Raw genomic sequence first — 17,703 nt, 5'->3', positions numbered from 1 at the left:
GCAGATACACTTACGGGCATCATGCTCTGAAATTCAGTGAGCGGAGAAGAATCATGTCCAATGAAACCGTGCGCGTTGAAGAGAAGCTTTATCAAAATCGCTACATTGTCGATGCCGGCAAGCCCCATATTTCGATCGAACCGCATACAACGCCCTCGAAGAATTTGCTGGCGATGACGAAAGTATGTCCCGCTGGCTGCTATGCGCAAAACGATGTCGGGCAGGTGGAAATCGTCGCCGATGGCTGCCTCGAGTGCGGCACCTGCCGCATCCTTCTCGAGCCGACCGGCGAGATCACCTGGAGCTATCCGCGCGGCGGCTTCGGCGTACTTTTCAAATTCGGATGATTGAATTACGCGATTCATTTCGGAGAGAGGTTCCCGGTGATGCGCCTCGCCTCTCTAAGATCGTCGACGAGCCCTTTGAACGCTTGCGCGCGCGCCTTCATGACGCATCCGAAGCACCCCGGAAGGGTGAATGGTCGCCACCGCGGCGCGCCCTCCAGCGAGGCGCATGAGTTCGGCGCGCTGGCGTGAGAGCGTTACCGGACGGCCGAGCACTTCGCGCGCCGTGGTCACGCCAAGGGCGACGACGGAGTTTCCGTGCAAGAGCTCAGGCTTCGGCGCTCTGATCGACAACGGCCAGAGTGTGGCGGGCGATCATCGCCTCCTCATCGGTCGGAATGACAAAAACGCGGGCGCGCGAACGTTCCGAGGAGATAACCTGCGCATTGGCGCGGTTGGCGACGCGGTCGAGCTCAACGCCGATCCACTCCATGCCCTCCAGCACCCGCTCACGCACATGCCAGGAGTTCTCGCCAATGCCGCCGCAGAATACGATGGCGTCGATGCCCTTCAGCACCGCGGCGAGCCCGCCAAGTTCACGGCGGATGCGAAATACGAAATATTCAATCGCCTGCTGCGCTTCCGGCAAGTCCGAGGCCTCGAGTTCGCGCATGTCCTGCGAGAGCCCGGAGAGGCCTTTCAGTCCGGATTCGCGGTAGAGCAGATCCGTGACCTGCGCCGCGCTCATCTGTTTTTCCTGCATCAGATAGAGCACGACGCCGGGATCGAGCTGTCCGCAGCGCGTGCCCATTGGCAGCCCATCGAGAGCGGTGAAGCCCATCGAGCTGGCGACCGACTGTCCATCGCGGATGGCGCACATCGAGGCGCCATTGCCAAGATGCGCCGCCACCACGCGGCCAGCCGCATGGAAGGGCGCAATCTCCCGTAGCCGCCCCGTAACATACTCATAGGACAGGCCGTGGAAGCCATAGCGCCTGACGCCTTCGTCGTAAAAATGGCGCGGCAAAGCGAACACATCATTGACGAAGGGATGCGCGTGATGAAACGCCGTGTCGAAGCAGGCGACCTGGCGCACATGCGGCCACGCCTCGCGCGCCGCAAGAATGCCGGCGATGTTGTGAGGCTCGTGCAAAGGAGCAAGCGGGACCAGCGCCTGCAGGTCGCGCAACACTTCATCCGTGACGATCACCGGCGCGACGTAATGCATGCCGCCATGAACGACGCGATGTCCGGCGGCGATCACCTGCGCCCGGGGGAAGCCGGCGCGCCGCCAGGTCAGAATGCGCCGTAGCGCATCGGCGTGAAACGGCGTCGCGGCGCTTTCCGCCCAGGTCTCTTCATGAATTTTTGTGTGGGCGCCGTCGTGAATTGTCAGCCGCCGCTCGTCGCCGAGCATCTCCACAATGCCGATCGCCAGCGCCGAGAGCGTTTCCGCGCCTGCTTTTCCCATCGCTTCGAACAAGGCGAATTTGATCGACGAGGAACCGGCGTTGAGGGTGACGACATGGCGCGTCATTGGTCGCGGTCCCGGCGCGCGATCGGCGCATTCAACATCATGTCAGGTCCTTTTCCGTTCAGGCGCGCCGGTCCGTCATGTCTGACGATAGGACGAGAGCTGGAGGCTTTCATTCTCACGCGACGTTGTGGAGGCCGCCATCCACATAAATCGTGTCGCCCGTCATGCCTGACGCGGCCGTCCCGACCAGAAAGGCGACGACGCGGCCAACCTCGGCTATATCGACCAGATGGTGCGCTGGCGTGCGGCGCACGGCGGCGTCGACCAGTTCATCGAAGGCGGCTATGCCGCTCGCCGCGCGCGTTTTCAACGGGCCGGGGGAGACAGCGAAGACCCGGATGTTATCGTCGGCGAGCTCCGCCGCGAGATAGCGCACGCTCGCCTCGAGCGCCGCCTTCACCGGTCCCATTATATTGTAATTATTCACCACCTTGTCGGCGCCATAATAGCTCATCGTCAGCAGCGAGCCGCCTGATTTCATCAGCGGCTCGGCGAGGCGCGCCATGGCGATGAAAGAATGGCACGACACCGCCATCGCCTGCTGGAAGCCGGCGAGCGAACAGTCGACGACCCGCCCATGCAGATCGTCGCGCGGAGCGAAGGCGATGGAATGGATGACGAAGTCCAGCCTGCCCCATTCGGCGGCGATTCTGTCGAACACGGCCTCCATCTGGCCCGGCTGCTCGACGTCGAGCGGAAGGATCAGCTCTGCGCCGAGCTCCTGCGCCAGCGGGCGCACATAGCGTTCCGCTTTTTCATTGAGATAGGTGATCGCAAGCTCGGCTCCGAAGCCGCTCAGCTTCGATGCGCAGCCGTAAGCGATGCTGTGTTCATTGGCGATCCCGACGACAAGTCCGCGAAGTCCACGCAGCGTGTCGCCGACAAGGCTTTCAGGATCCTGGGCTGTCGCCAAGGCGTCAGGCCGGCCAGGCTGCTCGGACATTGCGTAAACTCTTGCTGTTTCGCGGCGAACCACAACGCCGCGCTTCAGTTCAAACTTATGCCCAATCCGTGCTGAAAATGTGACGATAAGGCGTTTCGTCCCGCAAAGCGAACGAAGCCTGTGCAAAGGCAAAAAAGTCTCCGTTAAACAAGCGCATCGGCAGGGCATATATCAGGCAATGGAATAGACCTTTCCGGATAGTTGTGGCGCACAGGCCCTTCATTAGACAGCGCGCGCCAATAGTTGCCTTGACCCGCGACGATCTCCACCTCCGCGCCGCGCCCCGACTATGCTTATAATCCAAACATTGCTTTCTACACCGCTAGAATTCTAGGGATGATTGTGGGCGCTAGCCAATATATATTGTTTTATATCTTTTATTATTGTATATTTGATACGCTTCCTAACACTTTATTCTGCGTATGCCTGGAACATCCGCGCTGCTTCATAGCGCGTATTCTGGGCGTCAGACCATCGCCAACGCTCCATGTCTTTCATTTGCTTTCCGCCAAAGGGGCCTTCCGCGCAACCCCCGCAATCGAAATGCGCAAACGCCCCACACGGGTTCTGGCAGGCTCGGTCCATTCGGTTATGATGGCGGTAACATTATATGATTCTCTGGAGCGCCCATGCTGACCACCGGTTATCAACTCGCCGCGGCTCGAGCCCTGATCGGCATGGATCAGGCGACGCTGGCGACGCTGGCCAATGTCAGCGCGGATACGATCCAGTCCCTCGAAGCGTCCAAGGATGAAGCGATCGGCGGCCCTGTTCAGTGCGTGAAGGCGGTTCAGGCGGCGCTCGAGAAAGAAGGCGTCGAGTTTCTCAATCACGGCCAACCCGGCGTCCGATTGAAGAATGGAGCCGAAGGCTCCGGCTCGATAACGGTCGAGGAGTTGACCAGCGAGAACGATGAGTAGCGCGTCGCCGCTCGCCCTCCTCTTTCGCTCGCGAAACTTCTACTGACGCTCCCGGGCGCTTCGAGCGCGCAACCGGCCGATGAAATGGTGGCTCCCCCGAAGCGCGCCGAATGCCATGTTGAGGTTTCCGCGAATTGGTATTATAAATATCATTTTATAGGATGATTCGCGGCGGGTGCGGATGCTGATTTTGAGGCTGTGATGTCAAGATATGAGAAGGGACATAAGGCGGATACGCATCGGCGCGTGGTCGAGATCGCCGCCCAGCGCTTCCGGGCCGAGGGCATCGACAGCGTTGGCGTTGCTTCCCTGATGGCCGACGCCGGGCTGACGCACGGCGGCTTCTACGCGCACTTCCCTTCGAAAGAGGCCCTCGTCAAGGAGGCGTTGATCGCCGCCATCGGGTCATCCTTTGCTTACGACAATGAGGCGGAAGCAACGGCGCCTTTGAATTTGCGCGCCTTTATAGATTTCTATCTTAGTCCCGCGCATCGCGACAAACCGGCGACGGGATGCGCTGTGGCGACGTTGGGAGCGGAGACGACGCGCAGGCCAAGAGCGACACGCAATGCCTTCAACAAGGAAGCGCAGCGTTTCGTCGCGCGGATCGCCTCCGGTCTGCCCGAAGAGGCTTCACCAGAACACAAATTGGCGAAGGCTTATGGCGTATTCGCGCAGCTGGTAGGCTCGCTGCAGCTTTCCAGAATCGTTACAGACAAGACGCTTTCGGATGAGGTTCTGGCTGTCGGCCGGAGCAACGCCTTGCAGCTTGCCGGGCTCGATCAGGGCGAGGAGACCAAAGCCAAGCCCGCCAAGCGGACCGCGAAGAAACATTAGCAGCGGCCTCTTTTCTCGCCTGGAGCGGATTCCTTGCGAGAGCCAAGATCGCGCCGTCGGCTTTTCGCGCCCTGCTTTCTAAAAGCGCCGGCCCCACACGCTTCAACACAATCGCTTCCAATTTAGGCTCGCATCGTCGCGACAATGCCGCGCGCCGTTGCCTGCTCCTGCTCCGCCCCATGTTCGAGGGCGCCGTCTGAAATCGACAGACGCGTGCGCGCCAATCTTTCTGCTTCACATTATATGATCATTATAATATGTTGCGGCCGGTTGGTTGAGCGACTTCGCAGCAATGACGCTGGCCGGGGCGAAAAGGACCAGCAGATCAGCGTTCGGCGCGCCGAACGCAAATGTGGAACGGAGGAACGGCTATGAACATTAATGGATCCGTCGCCCTGGTGACCGGCGCGAACCGCGGCATCGGCCGCGCTTTCGTGGATGAGCTCCTGAAGCGCGGCGCGTCGAAAATCTATATCACCGCCCGCGACCCGGCCTCTCTCTCTGAATTCTTGAAGCTGAAAGACTCAAGGCTCGTTCCCTTGACGCTCGACGTAACGAAAGAGGCCGAGGCGCTGGCTGCCGCCGCCGACGCCCCCGACGTGACGCTTCTGATCAACAATGCGGGTTTCGCCGGTTTTCATGGCGCCATTTCCGCGCCGGACCTTTCCACCGCGCGCCAGGAAATGGAGGTGAATTACTTCGGGCCGCTGGCGCTGATCCGCGCCTTCGCGCCACGCCTTGCGGCATCCGGCGGCGGCGCTATCGTCAATGTTCTCTCTTTCCTCTCGCTAGTGACGATGCCGAAGGCCGGCACATATTCGGCCTCAAAGGCGGCGGCGCTGGCGATCACGCGAAGCGCTCGCGCTGAACTCTCAAGCCAAGGCACCGCCATCGTCGCGGTCATGCCGGTTCAGGTCGAAACCGACATGGGCCGCGACCTTCCCGAACCACGGCTGACGCCGCAGGAGGTTGCCGCCGAAGCCCTCGACGGTGTCGAAGCTGGCGTCGACGAGGTTTTCCCGGGGGAACTCACGCGTCAGACCGCAGCCGCCTTCGCGAAAGACCCGAAGGGCGTTCAGGCGCATGTGGCCATGGTTCTTCCCGAGCGCGTCTGAGCGCCCTGCGCTGAGCATGATCGATCAGGCGCTCCACGACTCGTGCGATGCGGTTGGCGCCGGCGGCTCGCCGCCCGCATTGCCATTGCATCCGGCGCCGAATACCATTTCGGCTGGCCGGATCGAAACGGATCGTCATTTGCTCATAAAAACCGGATTTCAGGGCCGCGCTTCCTCGCGTTCTCCGGCGGCTTCAAGGCCGGCGCCGGGCAGCGGCGGTTACGCCGCCCTGCTTGAGCTTTTCGTCAGAACACACAGAGCGCGCGCCCATGCTGTGGCTTGACGGCGCTGTTTTTCCTGACAGCCGCGCGCTCTTCGATCTCAGCGACCGCGGGCTTCTGCTCGGCGATGGAGCGTTCGACACCGCGCTTGTCATGAACGGCCGCTTGTTTCGCGGCGAGGCTCATATCCAACGCTTGCTGGACGCCCTCGCCCTGCTGGGGATCGAAGCCGATGCCGATACGATCCGGGGGGCCTTCGCGGCGCTGCTCCCGCGAGCCGAGCGTCACGCACTGCGCGTCACCGTCACGCGCGGGCCGGGACTTCGCGGCCTCGCGCCGGCCGGCATGCAAAAGCCGACGATCATGGCGAGCCTTTCGCCGCTGCCTCAAAGCTTCTTTTCGCCAAGGCTCTCGATGGACGTCGCCGCCATTCGCCGCAACGAAACATCGCCGGCCTCGCGCATCAAAGCGCTCTGCTACCTTGACGCCATTCTCGCCATGCGTGAGGCGACCTCCAAAGGATACAATGAAACGCTGTTCCTGAACGGCGCGGGGCGCGTCGCCTGCGCCTCCGTCGGGAATGTCTTCGCGCTTTTCGGCGACGAGCTGGCGACGCCGCCCCTCGCCGACGGCGTGATGCCGGGAATTATCCGTGGCTTCATCCTCGCCGAATGCGGCGCGCTGAAGCTCCAAGGCCGCGAACGCTCGCTTGACCTTGATGAGCTCTATGGCGCCGACGCCGTCTTTATGACCAATAGTCTGCGGCTGATCGCGCCGGCGGAGCGCATCGGCGCCGTCGCCATCGGCGCCAAAGGCGCCACGATCGTCGACGCCCTAACGCAGCGTTTGTGGCAAGCGATCACCGCCGAATGCGGGAGCCCGCCAATTTGACGCGCGCGAAGCGACGGGACAATTCCTTCACGACCGCCGCCGGAGCGTTCAGCGCGCGCTTTCTGGCGCATGCCGCGCCCGTCTTGGTCCATGCCTCACGCGCGGCGCTTGACCTTATTTTCCCGCCCGCCTGCCTCAACTGCCGTCAGGCGACGCAGGCGCACGGGTCGCTGTGCGCCGCGTGCTGGTCCAAAATCCGCTTCATCGAGCGCCCATTTTGCGAAAGGCTTGGCGTTCCCTTTTCCGTGGATCTCGGCAATGAAGGGTTGCTCTCGCCCGAGGCGGTCGCCAATCCGCCTGTCTACGGCCGCGCCCGCGCCGTCGCGCATTTCGATGACGGTCCCGTGCGCCATCTCGTGCACCGGCTGAAATATGGCGACCGGATGGAGCTCGCAAAACCTCTCGGCGCCTGGATGGCTCGGGCCGGCGCTGAGCTGCTGGTCGACGCCGATCTGATCGCGCCCGTTCCCTTGCATCGCAGGCGTCTGTTCGCCCGGCGTTTCAATCAGGCCGAGGCGCTGGCGCGATCGATCTCGAGTTCGAGCGGCGTGCCTGAAGATCCGCTCTGTCTCGTTCGCGTCAAGGAGACGCAATCGCAGGTGCGCCTCACGCGTTCGCAACGGGCGCTCAATGTGCAAGGGGCGTTTCGCGTGCCGGAGGAGATGGCCGCCCGCATCGAGGGCCGCGCCATCGTTCTCGTCGACGACGTGATGACGTCGGGCTCGACGGTCAATGCGGCCTCGCGCGCGCTGCTGCGCGCCAAGGCGCGGCGCGTTGACGTGCTCGTCTTCGCAAGGGTGGTGTAGAGGAGAAGAGACGTTTCTTTCTAAGCGGCCTTGGTCTCAAAATCGGACGGGATAGTGAACTTCGCCTCGGTCTTCGCCTTGATTTCCTCGAGCGTCACGCCATCGGCGAGCCGCACCAGCGTCAGGCCCGTGCCGCCGGTCTTGTCGATGTCAAAGACCGCGAAGTCTGTAATGACCCGATCGACGACCGCGGAGCCGGTCAGCGGCAAAGTGCAATGATGCAAAAGCTTCGACTGTCCTTTCGCGGTGTGCTCCATCACCACCACGACGCGCTTGACGCCGGCGACAAGGTCCATCGCGCCGCCCATGCCTTTGACCATCTTGCCGGGAATCATCCAGTTGGCGAGGTCGCCTTTTTCGGAGACCTCCATCGCGCCGAGAATGGCGAGGTCGATATGGCCGCCGCGGATCATCCCGAAACTGTCGGAGGAGGAGAAGAAACTCGTCGTCGGCAGCTCGGTGATCGTCTGCTTTCCAGCATTGATGAGATCGGCGTCTTCCTCGCCCTCAAGCGGGAAAGGCCCCATGCCCAACATGCCGTTCTCGCTCTGTAGTTGAACATTCATCCCGGCCGGAATGAAATTCGCGACGAGCGTCGGAATGCCAATGCCGAGATTGACGTAAAATCCATCGCGCAATTCCTTGGCCGCTTCCGCCGCCATCTGGTCCCTTGTCCAGGCCATAGGTTCTTTACTCCTTGAAGCACGATTGCTCGAGACGGCTTTGAACGACGCCCTTGTTTGCTCTTTGAAGCTTCAAGCGGCGGCCGCTCAGGCGGCGCGCGGGCGCGTCGTGCGCTTCTCGATCAGCTTGACGACATTTTGGGCATGAATGACCCGCTGCACGAAAATTCCCGGCGTATGGATCATGTCGGGATCGATTTCGCCAGCCGGCACAAGGTGTTCGACCTCTGCCACCGTCATGCGCCCGGCCGTCGCCATCATCGGATTAAAATTGCGCGCGGTTTTACGAAAAACGAGATTGCCCTCGGTGTCGCCTTTCCAGGCGTGTACGAGCGAGACGTCGGCGACGATGCCGCGCTCCATGACATAGGTCGATCCGTCGAATTCGCGGGTTTCCTTGCCGTCGGCGATGACGGTGCCGACGCCGGTCTTGGTGAAGAAGGCGGGAATGCCTGCGCCGCCTGCGCGAATGCGCTCGGCCAGCGTGCCCTGGGGATTGAATTCGAGTTCGAGTTCGCCAGATAGAAACTGCTGCTCGAAGAGCTTGTTCTCGCCGACGTAGGACGAGATCATTTTCTTGATCTGCCGCGTCTCGAGCAAAAGCCCGAGACCCGCGCCGTCGACGCCCGCGTTGTTCGAAACCACGGTCAGGTTCTTGACGCCGAGATCACGCAGCGCATGAATCAAATCCTGCGGGATGCCGCAAAGGCCAAACCCGCCGCACATCAGCGTCATGCCATCCTTGACGATATCCGCCAAAGCCGAATGAGCATCCTTGAAAACCTTATTCATTCACACGCCTTGTCTGCGACCTTCCATTGCGCCGCGGCGTCATTTCGACGCAGTTACCGCCTTAATATAGCCGAGGCGGAAAAATGATCCAGCGCGTTTTTGCATCGCAGAATATTGAAACTTCCGCGACGCTAGGTGAGTGGCGGGCGTTTTCGGATAGGATCGCAGACCATCCGCTCCTGGAAAGATTCACGTGACGTCGCCGAGCCTCATTTTCGATCGCCCCCTGCTCCGCCGCAGGCTTTTGCGCGCCAAAGACGCCGGCGCCGAGGATTTCCTGCTGCGCGCGGCGATCGAGGATCTTTTTGAGCGGCTCAACCTGATCCGCCGCAATTTTTCAACGGTTCTCGATGTCGGCACAGCTTCGCCGGAGCTTGCCGGGCGTCTTGCCCGCGAAGGCCGGTTCGTCCTGCGCATGGCGCCGCTCGCGCAGACGGAAAGGAGCGCGTCGCTTTCCGTCGTCGGCGACGAAGAGGCGCTGCCTTTCGCGGCCGAGCGTTTCGACCTTGCCGTGTCCGCGCTCAGTCTCCAAACGGTCAATGACCTGCCGGGCGCCCTCGTCCAGATCCGCCGCGTCCTGAAGCCGGACGGACTGTTCCTTGGTTGCCTTCTCGGCGGTCAGAGCTTGCGCGAATTGCGCAGCGCCCTGGCGCTCGCCGAAACCGAGCTTTGCGGTGGGATCAGCCCGCGCGTCTCCCCTTTCGCGGACGTTCGCGACATGGGGGGCCTGCTTCAGCGCGCTGGATTGGCCTTACCCGTTGCTGATAGCGAGCCTTTGGTCGTCCGATACCGCGACATGTTCGCTCTGATGGCTGATCTGCGCGCCATGGGCGCCTCCAACGCGCTGGTCGCCCGCATCAAAGCGCCTTCCCGTCGCGAGCTTTTCCTGCGGGCGGCGAAAATCTACGCTGAGCGGTTCAGCGACCCGGACGGGCGGATACGCGCGACCTTTGAACTGATTTTCGTTTCCGGCTGGGCTCCGCATGAGAGCCAGCAGAAGCCGCTGCGCCCTGGCTCGGCGAAAATGCGGCTCGAAGATGCGCTCAGGGGAAAGCCGCCGCCGCGTTGATCACCGGAGTGCTCCGGAGCACTATGGTTCTGAATGGGTTGGATTTATGCCCGTTATCGCTTTGTTTCAAACCGTGATCTACTGCGCCAGCTCCCAGCTGACCTCTGCTTCGACCCGAAGGGTCTGCACGCCCGGCTCGAGCGGGATGGCGACAGCCTCGCTTTTGGCGGCCCGCGCCAGCATCGCCGTAGCGGCGAAAGGCCGGGGCGGTCCGCCGGGCGTGGCGATTTCGAGCACCCGCCCAAGCCTGATCCCCAGCCCATTCGTAAAGGATGTCGCCTTGCGCAAGGCGTCGCGGACGGCGTCGCCCCGGAGGGCGTCATATTTTGCGTCCTTTTGATCATAGTCGAAGTCGACGCCGCCGAATTTATTGGCGCCCTTCTGAATCCATTGTTGGGCCAGCGCGCCAGCCTTTTCGATCTGCCTGATCGTGATGCTGAGATCATTGCGCGCCTGATAGCCGCGCAGCGTGCGTTTCACGACACGGCCGTTGGAATCCGTCGTCTCGTCATAGACCGGAAGCAGCGTGACGCCGAGAGTGCGGATGTCGCGCGGTTCGACGCCTTGCGCCTTGACGTCGCTGACGACCGCCTGCGTCGCCTTCGCGTTTTCGCTCGCAGCGTCCGCCGCGTTCGGCCGCTCGGTCTCGACGCCCAGCGAAATGATCGCGATGTTGGGCACGACCTCAACGCTCGCTTCGCCGGTCATTGTGATCGAGGGGAGCGTGTCCTTCAATCTCGGAAAATCCTGCGCCGCACCCGGCGTCGCCGACGCCGTCACAACGGCCGCGAGCGCGGCGAGCAAGCGAAAGCGCGCCAGGACGCGGGAGAGAGGCAGGCGAAAGCGGCAAAGCATCGGTTTTCCTCGACGTGCAATAAGGTTCTCATGCGCGGTCGCGATGTCGCTTTTGCGACGGCGCTTGCGCCCACGCGACGATTGTGGAGAATTTTCGCGCGCCATGCTATGAGGCCGCAATGACAGCGTCCACCCTCATCGACTCCACGGCTGAAGCAGTCGCGCCTGCGCCGTCGCGTTCGCTCGCCGGCGCGACGCGAAAGGAACTCGCCGCCGCGCTTCTTGAAATCGGCGCGCCCGAGCGCGAAATCCGCATGCGCTCAGCTCAGCTCTGGCATTGGATCTATCACCAGGGCGTGTCTTCCTTCGACGACATGCTGAATATCAGCAAGGTTTTTCGCGCAAAGCTCGCCGAGCGTTTTACTTTGACGCGGCCGCAGATCGTCTCTGAGCAACTGTCCAGCGACGGCACGCGCAAATGGCTGATCCGGCTGGCGCCTTCGAGCGCCAGGGATCGCGCGGCGGAAGTCGAATGCGTCTATATTCCTGATACAGACCGCGGAACGCTCTGCGTCTCGAGCCAGGTCGGCTGCACATTGACGTGCTCTTTCTGTCACACCGGCACGCAGCAATTCGTGCGCAATTTAACGGCGCAAGAAATTATCGCTCAACTTATCATCGCGCGCGAGAGACTGGGCGATTTCCCGGGCCGAGCGCCGCCGCAAGATGGGATCGTGCCGAGCGGCGGCTCGCGCTTTGTCTCGAACATCGTCTTCATGGGGATGGGCGAGCCGCTCTATAATTTCGACAATGTCAGCGACGCCGTGGCGGTCTTTTCGGACGGCGACGGACTGTCCTTGTCGAAGCGGCGCATCACGGTTTCGACCGCCGGCGTCGTTCCGCGACTGCCGGATCTTGGCGCCAAGACCGGAGCCATGCTGGCGATCTCGCTCCACGCCGTTCGCGACGACCTGCGCGACACGCTTGTGCCGCTCAACAAGAAATATCCGATCGCCGAGCTTTTGCAGGCCTGTCGGACTTATCCCGGAGCGTCGAACGCGCGCCGCATTACCTTCGAATATGTGATGCTGAAGGGGATCAATGATTCCCCCGCTGAGGCGCGCGAGCTTGTCAGGCTGCTGAAAGGCATTCCCGCCAAGATCAACCTCATTCCGTTCAATCCATGGCCAGGAACGGCCTACGAATGTTCGGATGAAGCGACGATCGAGGCTTTTTCAGACATCGTGTTCAATGCCGGTTATGCCAGCCCTGTACGCACGCCGCGCGGCCGGGATATCCTCGCCGCCTGCGGGCAACTGAAGAGCGAGACGGAAAAATTGCGGGCGCGGGCGCTGCTGTCCATCGACCCTTGAGCAAAGCGCCGCGCCGGAGACCTGGCTTTACTCTCGAACCGTCGCGCCTGCGGCCTCATTTCCGTGGGGCGGAAGAGCGCCAAGCGCCAATCAGCGCCACCACCGTCAGTCCGGTCGAAATCACGGCGTTCCAGACGGCGAGCGACAGTCCGAAGACGCGAAGCGAAACGGCGTCGCAGCGCACGACCTTGACAGTTTCCAACTGTTTCAGAAAGGCGTTGACCGAACCTGCGTGGTCGAGCCGCCCCGTGCAGTCCGTGGGTCCTGGCCAAAAGCCCCATTCGACTCCGGAATGATAGGCGCCCAAAGCGGCTCCCGCCGCGAAAATCAAGGCCAGCCCCCAAAAAGCCGCGGGCAGCAAACTCTCCCGGCCGCTGACGCTGAGGAAAATCGCCAGAGCCGCGAGCGCAATGCCGGCATAATAGGGAATGCGCTCCTTGAGACAGAGCTCACAGGGCGGATAGCCAAGCAACTGGAATATCCACGCCCCGGCGATCGATCCCGCCGCAATAAGCAGGATGGCGAGGGCGAGGCGCAAAGGACTAGGAAACCTCATAAGCGATCCGTCAGATGATCAAACGACAAGCGATCAAACTAAATGCGTCGCAATCCAGAAGCCCAGAATCACGACGATGACAAGAATCAACAGGAACCATGCGAAATACTTGTCAAGCAGATCCTTGATCGGCTCGCCATAATATTTGAGCAGCAAGGCGAGGGCGAAGAAACGCGCGCCGCGCGTCATAAGCGACAAGAGGACGAACAGCGGCAGGCTATAAGCCAAAAGCCCGCTCGTGATGGTCACGAGCTTGAACGGGATCGGCGTGAAGCCTTTGATGAGAATGACCGCCCAGCCCCATTTGGCGTAAAGCTCACGCATCTCGTCGACGCGCGCGCCATAACCGTAAACATGGATCAGCCATTTGCCGACCGTCTCAAACAAAAGCGCGCCAATCGCGTAGCCGAGGAGCGCCCCCAGCACCGAGCCTAACGTGCAGATCAGCGCGTAGGTCCAGGCCTTCGCCGGCCGCGCAATCGACATCGGGACCAAAATGACGTCAGGCGGCACGGGAAAGAAGGAGCTCTCGGCAAAGGCGATAATGCCAAGCGCCAAAGGCGCGTGACGGCTCTCCGCAAGGGTCAGCGTCCAGCGATAGAGTTTTTGGAACATGGCTCGCTAGCGGAAGCGCCGCGCGCGGAAAAATCGCGAAATCGGCTGGCGGAGAAAAGCGGCAGCGTCCCGCCGAGCCGACGGTTTAGCCCTTTTTGCCGCGAGATGTCCAGAAGCGCCGTCGCCGCAGGCGCCGTATGGGCAGATGGCCGATCGCGCTTTATGGTGGCCGGGCGCCGCTAAAGCCCTTTGCAGACTAAAATGGGCCCTCCGCCATTTCGCCAACTTCGAAGGCTGCGATGAAGCTCTATGATTTCGCCTCTTCTCCAAGCCCTCGCCGTCTGCGCGTCTTCATGGCGCTGAAGCGCTGGCGCGACGCGGCTCGGCGCGGCCGAGCATGAAGGCGTGACCCGTTTGAATCTCTCTTTTCTTGAACATGATCTCGCTGCGCGCCAAAGGGCCTTCGCCTTGCTGGAAGCCCTGAACGCGAGGCTTCTCGCCTCACACAGCGCGACCGCGACGCTGGAGCAATGGTGCGCAGAGACATCGGACAATTTTTCCGCGATCCGCGCCAAACGCATCTGCGGCGCGGACAAGCCGGCCTCACGCGAACAGCGCCAGAGGCTCCAGCTTGGGGCCGACGAGATCGTCGTCTATCGCCGCGTAGAACTCGCCTGCGGCGAGCGCGTGCTCTCGGAAGCGGAGAACTGGTATGTGCCGAGCCGGCTGAATGCGGACATCAACAGAGTGCTGGAGGACAGCGACACGCCTTTCGGACGCGCCGTCACGGGTCTGAACCCCATTCGCAAAACCTTCGCGGTCGAGATCTTTTGGCGGCCCGACTGTGGAAAGCCCGCCACGGCGTCCGACCGGCCGGGGGCGCGGCCTGGCATTCCTGAACGGCTTTTTCAGCATCGGGCTTTGGTCTATGGAGAGGACGGGCTGCCGTTTTCGGAGGTCAACGAGACTTACACCAGAGAGATTCTAGCCTTCGGGCCTTTGGCCCCCTCTTCACGATAGGTCCATCGCATAGCGCTTCAGATCCTCGAGCGCGCAATGGGCGAGCGCGCCCTCATGAGTGGCTTGCAGCACGACGCGGGGCGTCGCGCCCGCCTCCAGGGCTTCCTGCCAGCGCGGCGCGCAAAGACACCAGCGATCGCCGGCCTTGAGGCCGGGAAAGCCGTAGCCCGGCAGCGGCGTCGATAAATCATTGCCGCGCGACTTGGAGAATTTAAGGAATTCATCGCTGACGACAATGCAGACGGTATGGCTGCCGACATCCGAGGCCGCCGTATCGCAGCAGCCGTTGCGATAAAATCCCGTCAACGGGTCATGCGAGCAGCTCGCAAGGGGCTGCCCCAGAACATTGCGCGAAGGGCGGCGTCCGCCGTCGCCCGTATCGTCCCTCAACATGCGATCTCCAGGCGTTGGGGAACAGGCCGGACTTTATGAAAGCAGAGTTGGCCGCGCCACACAATGGCCATCGCCGGCCACAGTCACGCGTCAGACAAGGCTCGAGCAAAATCGCTGGATTTTTGCGCAGGCGTCTTCCAGCACCGGGGCCGATGTCGCGTAGGAAATACGGAAGTTGGGACCAAGGCCAAAGGCCGAGCCCTGCACGACAGCAACCCCCTCGCTGTCGAGCAAAGCCGAAACGAAATCCTCGTCCGAGAGGATCGTCTTGCCCTCCGCCGTGCGCTTGCCGATCGCCTCGGCGCAGGAGGGATAGACATAAAAGGCCCCCTCAGGCTGAGGACAGCGCAGATATTTCGCCTGGTTCAGCATCGAGACGACGAGGTCGCGTCGGCCCTCGAAAATCTTGCGGCGCTCCTTGATGAAGTCCTGAGGGCCGTTCAGCGCCTCGACTGAAGCCCATTGCGCGATCGAGCAGGCGCCCGACGTTTGCTGCCCCTGCAGCATCTCCATCGCCTTGATCAGTTCAAGCGGCCCCGCGGCGTAGCCGATGCGCCAGCCGGTCATCGCGTAGGACTTAGACACGCCGTTCATGGTCAGCGTGCGGTCGATCAGCCGCGGCTCCACTTGCGCCGGCGTCACGAAATCAAACTCGCCGTAGACGAGATGTTCGTAAATGTCGTCGGTCAGAACCCAGACCTGCGGATGACGCAACAGAATATCAGTCAAGGCCTTCAGTTCGTCATGCGTATAGGCGGCGCCGGACGGATTGGACGGAGAGTTCAGCAAAAGCCACTTCGTCTTTGGCGTGATCGCTTTTTCGAGCGCCTCAGGCTGAAGCTTGAAGCCATGCTCGATCTTCGTCTCGACGGCGACCGGCCGGCCGCCGGCGATCAGCACCATATCGGGGTAGCTGACCCAGTAAGGCGCCGGAATGATCACCTCGTCGCCGGGATTGACGGTCGAAAGAAAGGCGTTGAACAGAATGTGTTTACCGCCAGTGCCGACGATCGTCTGGGAGGGTTTGTAATCGAGCCCGTTCTCGCGTTTGAATTTCGCCGCGATCGCCTCACGCAAAGGAATAATGCCCGCAACCGGCGTGTATTTGGTGTCGCCGCGCTGGATCGCCGCGATCGCGGCCGCCTTGATATTGTCGGGCGTATCGAAATCAGGCTCTCCGACGGACAGTGAAATAATGTCCCGCCCGGCGCTTTTCAGATCGCGGGCCTTCTGCGTCACCGCGATGGTGGCGGAGGGTTTTACGCGCAGCAGCGCATCCGAGATGAAGGGCATTATGAAAGACTCCGAAATTGAGCGAAATCAGTTTGACCAGCCGGGCGACGCCTTGGATCAAAGCGGCATCGAGGCAACGCGCAGCCGGTTGAGACAAGCCCGCAGCATGAGGCAGCAAGCCATTAACCTTGAAACTTTTTCTTCGCCCCTGGCGTTTGGGCGTCGAATGCTTTGTTTACCCGTCCGCGCTTAAAAAAGCCCACTTCTTTCGAGGCGTGCCGCAGCGCACAGGCGAAAGCCCGGACGGGGACGATAGCTGGTTGAACAGCACACTCAGATCCTCGGTCAAAGCGTGCGCGCGGCACTGGAGTTTGTGGCATGTCCATCGCTGATCATTTCGACCCCCGGCCCGACGCCGGCTTCGTGCGCCGTTATGATCTGCAGGCGGCGCGCCGGCAACTGCGGGTGTCCATTATCCTCATTCTGGTCATGGCGGGCGCGGCGATCGCGCTTGGCCTCGTCGCTCGCCTCGAGGCGCCCGATCCGCAGGGCCGCCCCGTGGCCCTTCGGGACGGCGGATTGCGCCTCGCCGAAACGTTACTGGACTTACAAGGCTGTTCTCATCAGATGACGACTTGAACTTCCCAATGCCCCCCGGGAAGCTCGCTCAGGGCCGCGCTCTTTAGTTCAGAGCGCGGCCTATTTTATATCGCCCTGTCAAACATCGGCGCTTCGCGGGTCCGCTCCTTGTCCTGAATATTTATTTAGACAGATATATCTTCGCGCGGATTGCTAATTGCGCAGGCTGAGCACGTCTCTCATCGAATAAAGGCCAGACTTGCGGCCTTGCGCCCAGAGCGCCGCCTTGACGGCGCCTCGCGCGAAGATGCTGCGATCTTCCGCAATGTGGAAGAGTTCCAGCCTTTCCCCCGGCCCCGCGAAAATGACCCGATGCTCGCCGACGACCCCGCCACCGCGCAGAGAAGCGAAGCCAATCGCGCCTTCGGGACGAGTTCCGGTGTAACCATCGCGCGAACGCACCGAGTTGTTCGCGAGATCGACGTCCCTGCCCTTGGCTGCGGCTTCGCCCAGCAGCAGGGCCGTGCCAGATGGCGCATCGACTTTCAGGCGATGATGCATCTCGAGGATTTCAATGTCGAACTCCGGCCCCAGCGTCTGCGCCGCCCTCTCCACGAGCGCCGCCATGAGATTGACTCCAAGGCTCATATTCCCGGATTGCACAATAACGGCATGGCGCGCCGCCGCCTCCAGCCGCGCAAGATGATCCGGTCGAAGTCCTGTCGTGCCGACAACATGGACGATGCGCGCCTGCGCCGCCAATGTCGCGAGCGCGACCGTCGATTCGGGCGAGGTGAAATCGAGGATGCCGTCCGCGCCGGCGATTGCGCGCAAAGCGTCTGCGGTGATTTCAACGCCCATCTGTCCACACCCCGCCAGAAGTCCGGCGTCCTGACCGATTGCGATCGAGTCCGGCCTGGCGAGAGCGCCGACCAGCGTTGCCCCCGGCGTTTCATGGATGATCTGGATCAGGACGCGGCCCATGCGTCCAGCCGCGCCCGCAACGACGAGCCGCATGTCGCCCATAAAAACTCTCCCTCGAAGATCCTGATAATTTCGGTTCTAGAGCATTTTTCCGGTCCCGCGAAAATCGGAAAAACC

Annotated in this window: 20 protein-coding genes; 10 read left to right on the top strand and 10 right to left on the bottom strand. The window is 61.8% G+C overall.

The window, feature by feature from the left end; genetic code table 11:
- Positions 1-53: 53 nt before the first annotated feature.
- Entirely contained in the window at positions 54-347 is a 294-nt protein-coding gene (locus MPC4_RS01970) for a ferredoxin family protein (protein WP_174511025.1), read from the top strand.
- Between the two features lie 265 nt (positions 348-612).
- On the opposite strand, the gene MPC4_RS01965 is transcribed toward MPC4_RS01970, so the two are convergent.
- Both MPC4_RS01965 and fabI read right to left on the bottom strand, forming a co-directional pair.
- Positions 613-1,821, bottom strand: coding sequence for an acetate/propionate family kinase (locus MPC4_RS01965; protein ID WP_174511024.1), 1,209 nt, complete (start codon positions 1,819-1,821; stop codon positions 613-615).
- A 115-nt stretch (positions 1,822-1,936) separates the two neighbouring features.
- A complete protein-coding gene (fabI, locus tag MPC4_RS01960) occupies positions 1,937-2,764 on the bottom strand; it encodes an enoyl-ACP reductase FabI (RefSeq protein ID WP_174511023.1) in 828 nt (275 codons plus the stop codon).
- Positions 2,765-3,393: 629 nt separating this feature from the next.
- Between fabI and MPC4_RS01955 the strand changes: the two genes are divergently transcribed.
- From MPC4_RS01955 to MPC4_RS01935, 5 genes are all read left to right on the top strand, one after another.
- A complete protein-coding gene (locus MPC4_RS01955) occupies positions 3,394-3,684 on the top strand; it encodes a RodZ family helix-turn-helix domain-containing protein (protein WP_174511022.1) in 291 nt (96 codons plus the stop codon).
- A 201-nt stretch (positions 3,685-3,885) separates the two neighbouring features.
- Positions 3,886-4,521, top strand: coding sequence for a TetR/AcrR family transcriptional regulator (locus MPC4_RS01950; RefSeq protein WP_174511021.1), 636 nt, complete (start codon positions 3,886-3,888; stop codon positions 4,519-4,521).
- A 371-nt stretch (positions 4,522-4,892) separates the two neighbouring features.
- Positions 4,893-5,636: an SDR family oxidoreductase gene (locus tag MPC4_RS01945; RefSeq protein WP_174511020.1), complete on the top strand. Its 744-nt coding sequence runs from the start codon at positions 4,893-4,895 to the stop codon at positions 5,634-5,636.
- Positions 5,637-5,905: 269 nt separating this feature from the next.
- Positions 5,906-6,748, top strand: coding sequence for an aminotransferase class IV (locus MPC4_RS01940; RefSeq protein ID WP_174511019.1), 843 nt, complete (start codon positions 5,906-5,908; stop codon positions 6,746-6,748).
- Complete coding sequence (locus MPC4_RS01935) at positions 6,745-7,554, top strand: ComF family protein (protein WP_244628784.1); 810 nt, start codon at positions 6,745-6,747, stop codon at positions 7,552-7,554. The genes MPC4_RS01940 and MPC4_RS01935 overlap by 4 nt, the downstream gene beginning before the upstream one ends.
- A gap of 20 nt (positions 7,555-7,574) precedes the next feature.
- On the opposite strand, the gene MPC4_RS01930 is transcribed toward MPC4_RS01935, so the two are convergent.
- Both MPC4_RS01930 and MPC4_RS01925 read right to left on the bottom strand, forming a co-directional pair.
- Positions 7,575-8,237, bottom strand: a complete 663-nt coding sequence (locus tag MPC4_RS01930) for a 3-oxoacid CoA-transferase subunit B (protein ID WP_134489537.1) — start codon at positions 8,235-8,237, stop codon at positions 7,575-7,577.
- An 87-nt stretch (positions 8,238-8,324) separates the two neighbouring features.
- Positions 8,325-9,029 carry a CoA transferase subunit A gene (locus MPC4_RS01925; RefSeq protein ID WP_134489539.1) on the bottom strand — a complete coding sequence of 235 codons (705 nt, stop codon included), beginning with the start codon at positions 9,027-9,029 and terminating at the stop codon, positions 8,325-8,327.
- A 193-nt stretch (positions 9,030-9,222) separates the two neighbouring features.
- Here MPC4_RS01925 and MPC4_RS01920 point away from each other — a divergent pair, with 193 nt between their 5' ends.
- On the top strand, positions 9,223-10,098 hold the full coding sequence (locus MPC4_RS01920; RefSeq protein ID WP_174511017.1) for a methyltransferase domain-containing protein: 876 nt from the start codon (positions 9,223-9,225) through the stop codon (positions 10,096-10,098).
- A gap of 78 nt (positions 10,099-10,176) precedes the next feature.
- On the opposite strand, the gene MPC4_RS01915 is transcribed toward MPC4_RS01920, so the two are convergent.
- Positions 10,177-10,953 carry an SIMPL domain-containing protein gene (locus tag MPC4_RS01915; RefSeq protein WP_244628783.1) on the bottom strand — a complete coding sequence of 259 codons (777 nt, stop codon included), beginning with the start codon at positions 10,951-10,953 and terminating at the stop codon, positions 10,177-10,179.
- Positions 10,954-11,072: 119 nt separating this feature from the next.
- Here MPC4_RS01915 and rlmN point away from each other — a divergent pair, with 119 nt between their 5' ends.
- Positions 11,073-12,266, top strand: a complete 1,194-nt coding sequence (gene rlmN, locus MPC4_RS01910; protein WP_174511016.1) for a dual-specificity RNA methyltransferase RlmN — start codon at positions 11,073-11,075, stop codon at positions 12,264-12,266.
- Between the two features lie 55 nt (positions 12,267-12,321).
- Here rlmN and MPC4_RS01905 read toward each other — a convergent pair whose 3' ends face one another.
- Positions 12,322-12,822 carry a disulfide bond formation protein B gene (locus MPC4_RS01905; protein ID WP_174511015.1) on the bottom strand — a complete coding sequence of 167 codons (501 nt, stop codon included), beginning with the start codon at positions 12,820-12,822 and terminating at the stop codon, positions 12,322-12,324.
- Positions 12,823-12,855: 33 nt separating this feature from the next.
- Positions 12,856-13,437 carry a YqaA family protein gene (locus tag MPC4_RS01900; RefSeq protein WP_174511014.1) on the bottom strand — a complete coding sequence of 194 codons (582 nt, stop codon included), beginning with the start codon at positions 13,435-13,437 and terminating at the stop codon, positions 12,856-12,858.
- Between the two features lie 345 nt (positions 13,438-13,782).
- Here MPC4_RS01900 and MPC4_RS01895 point away from each other — a divergent pair, with 345 nt between their 5' ends.
- Positions 13,783-14,397, top strand: coding sequence for a hypothetical protein (locus tag MPC4_RS01895; RefSeq protein WP_174511013.1), 615 nt, complete (start codon positions 13,783-13,785; stop codon positions 14,395-14,397).
- Here MPC4_RS01895 and MPC4_RS01890 read toward each other — a convergent pair.
- Both MPC4_RS01890 and MPC4_RS01885 read right to left on the bottom strand, forming a co-directional pair.
- Positions 14,389-14,790 carry a DUF2237 family protein gene (locus tag MPC4_RS01890; RefSeq protein ID WP_174511012.1) on the bottom strand — a complete coding sequence of 134 codons (402 nt, stop codon included), beginning with the start codon at positions 14,788-14,790 and terminating at the stop codon, positions 14,389-14,391. The genes MPC4_RS01895 and MPC4_RS01890 overlap by 9 nt on opposite strands.
- Before the next feature lie 90 nt (positions 14,791-14,880).
- Positions 14,881-16,083, bottom strand: coding sequence for a pyridoxal phosphate-dependent aminotransferase (locus MPC4_RS01885; RefSeq protein WP_174511011.1), 1,203 nt, complete (start codon positions 16,081-16,083; stop codon positions 14,881-14,883).
- Between the two features lie 318 nt (positions 16,084-16,401).
- Between MPC4_RS01885 and MPC4_RS01880 the strand changes: the two genes are divergently transcribed.
- The gene (locus MPC4_RS01880) at positions 16,402-16,662 is read left to right on the top strand and encodes a hypothetical protein (protein ID WP_174511010.1); all 261 of its coding nucleotides are present in this window, start codon (positions 16,402-16,404) and stop codon (positions 16,660-16,662) included.
- 153 nt (positions 16,663-16,815) lie between these two features.
- Here MPC4_RS01880 and dapB read toward each other — a convergent pair whose 3' ends face one another.
- On the bottom strand, positions 16,816-17,628 hold the full coding sequence (gene dapB, locus MPC4_RS01875; protein WP_174511009.1) for a 4-hydroxy-tetrahydrodipicolinate reductase: 813 nt from the start codon (positions 17,626-17,628) through the stop codon (positions 16,816-16,818).
- Positions 17,629-17,703: the final 75 nt, after the last annotated feature.

Source organism: Methylocella tundrae (genome assembly GCF_901905185.1).
Lineage (GTDB): Bacteria > Pseudomonadota > Alphaproteobacteria > Rhizobiales > Beijerinckiaceae > Methylocapsa > Methylocapsa tundrae.
The sequence above is the reverse complement of the archived record's forward strand: the minus strand, read 5'-3'. Positions and strand labels throughout refer to the sequence as shown.

What these genes read in the sequence shown, in the direction of transcription:
- MPC4_RS01925 (WP_134489539.1), bottom strand. Translation starts at nt 9,029, where the DNA reads ATGAATAAGGTTTTCAAGGATGCTCATTCGGCTTTGGCGGATATCGTC.
- MPC4_RS01885 (WP_174511011.1), bottom strand. Translation starts at nt 16,083, where the DNA reads ATGCCCTTCATCTCGGATGCGCTGCTGCGCGTAAAACCCTCCGCCACC.
- MPC4_RS01970 (WP_174511025.1), top strand. Translation starts at nt 54, where the DNA reads ATGTCCAATGAAACCGTGCGCGTTGAAGAGAAGCTTTATCAAAATCGC.
- MPC4_RS01965 (WP_174511024.1), bottom strand. Translation starts at nt 1,821, where the DNA reads ATGACGCGCCATGTCGTCACCCTCAACGCCGGTTCCTCGTCGATCAAA.
- MPC4_RS01915 (WP_244628783.1), bottom strand. Translation starts at nt 10,953, where the DNA reads ATGCTTTGCCGCTTTCGCCTGCCTCTCTCCCGCGTCCTGGCGCGCTTT.
- MPC4_RS01945 (WP_174511020.1), top strand. Translation starts at nt 4,893, where the DNA reads ATGAACATTAATGGATCCGTCGCCCTGGTGACCGGCGCGAACCGCGGC.
- MPC4_RS01955 (WP_174511022.1), top strand. Translation starts at nt 3,394, where the DNA reads ATGCTGACCACCGGTTATCAACTCGCCGCGGCTCGAGCCCTGATCGGC.
- dapB (WP_174511009.1), bottom strand. Translation starts at nt 17,628, where the DNA reads ATGGGCGACATGCGGCTCGTCGTTGCGGGCGCGGCTGGACGCATGGGC.
- MPC4_RS01930 (WP_134489537.1), bottom strand. Translation starts at nt 8,237, where the DNA reads ATGGCCTGGACAAGGGACCAGATGGCGGCGGAAGCGGCCAAGGAATTG.
- fabI (WP_174511023.1), bottom strand. Translation starts at nt 2,764, where the DNA reads ATGTCCGAGCAGCCTGGCCGGCCTGACGCCTTGGCGACAGCCCAGGAT.
- MPC4_RS01890 (WP_174511012.1), bottom strand. Translation starts at nt 14,790, where the DNA reads ATGTTGAGGGACGATACGGGCGACGGCGGACGCCGCCCTTCGCGCAAT.
- MPC4_RS01900 (WP_174511014.1), bottom strand. Translation starts at nt 13,437, where the DNA reads ATGTTCCAAAAACTCTATCGCTGGACGCTGACCCTTGCGGAGAGCCGT.
- MPC4_RS01905 (WP_174511015.1), bottom strand. Translation starts at nt 12,822, where the DNA reads ATGAGGTTTCCTAGTCCTTTGCGCCTCGCCCTCGCCATCCTGCTTATT.
- MPC4_RS01940 (WP_174511019.1), top strand. Translation starts at nt 5,906, where the DNA reads ATGCTGTGGCTTGACGGCGCTGTTTTTCCTGACAGCCGCGCGCTCTTC.
- MPC4_RS01880 (WP_174511010.1), top strand. Translation starts at nt 16,402, where the DNA reads ATGTCCATCGCTGATCATTTCGACCCCCGGCCCGACGCCGGCTTCGTG.
- rlmN (WP_174511016.1), top strand. Translation starts at nt 11,073, where the DNA reads ATGACAGCGTCCACCCTCATCGACTCCACGGCTGAAGCAGTCGCGCCT.
- MPC4_RS01950 (WP_174511021.1), top strand. Translation starts at nt 3,886, where the DNA reads ATGTCAAGATATGAGAAGGGACATAAGGCGGATACGCATCGGCGCGTG.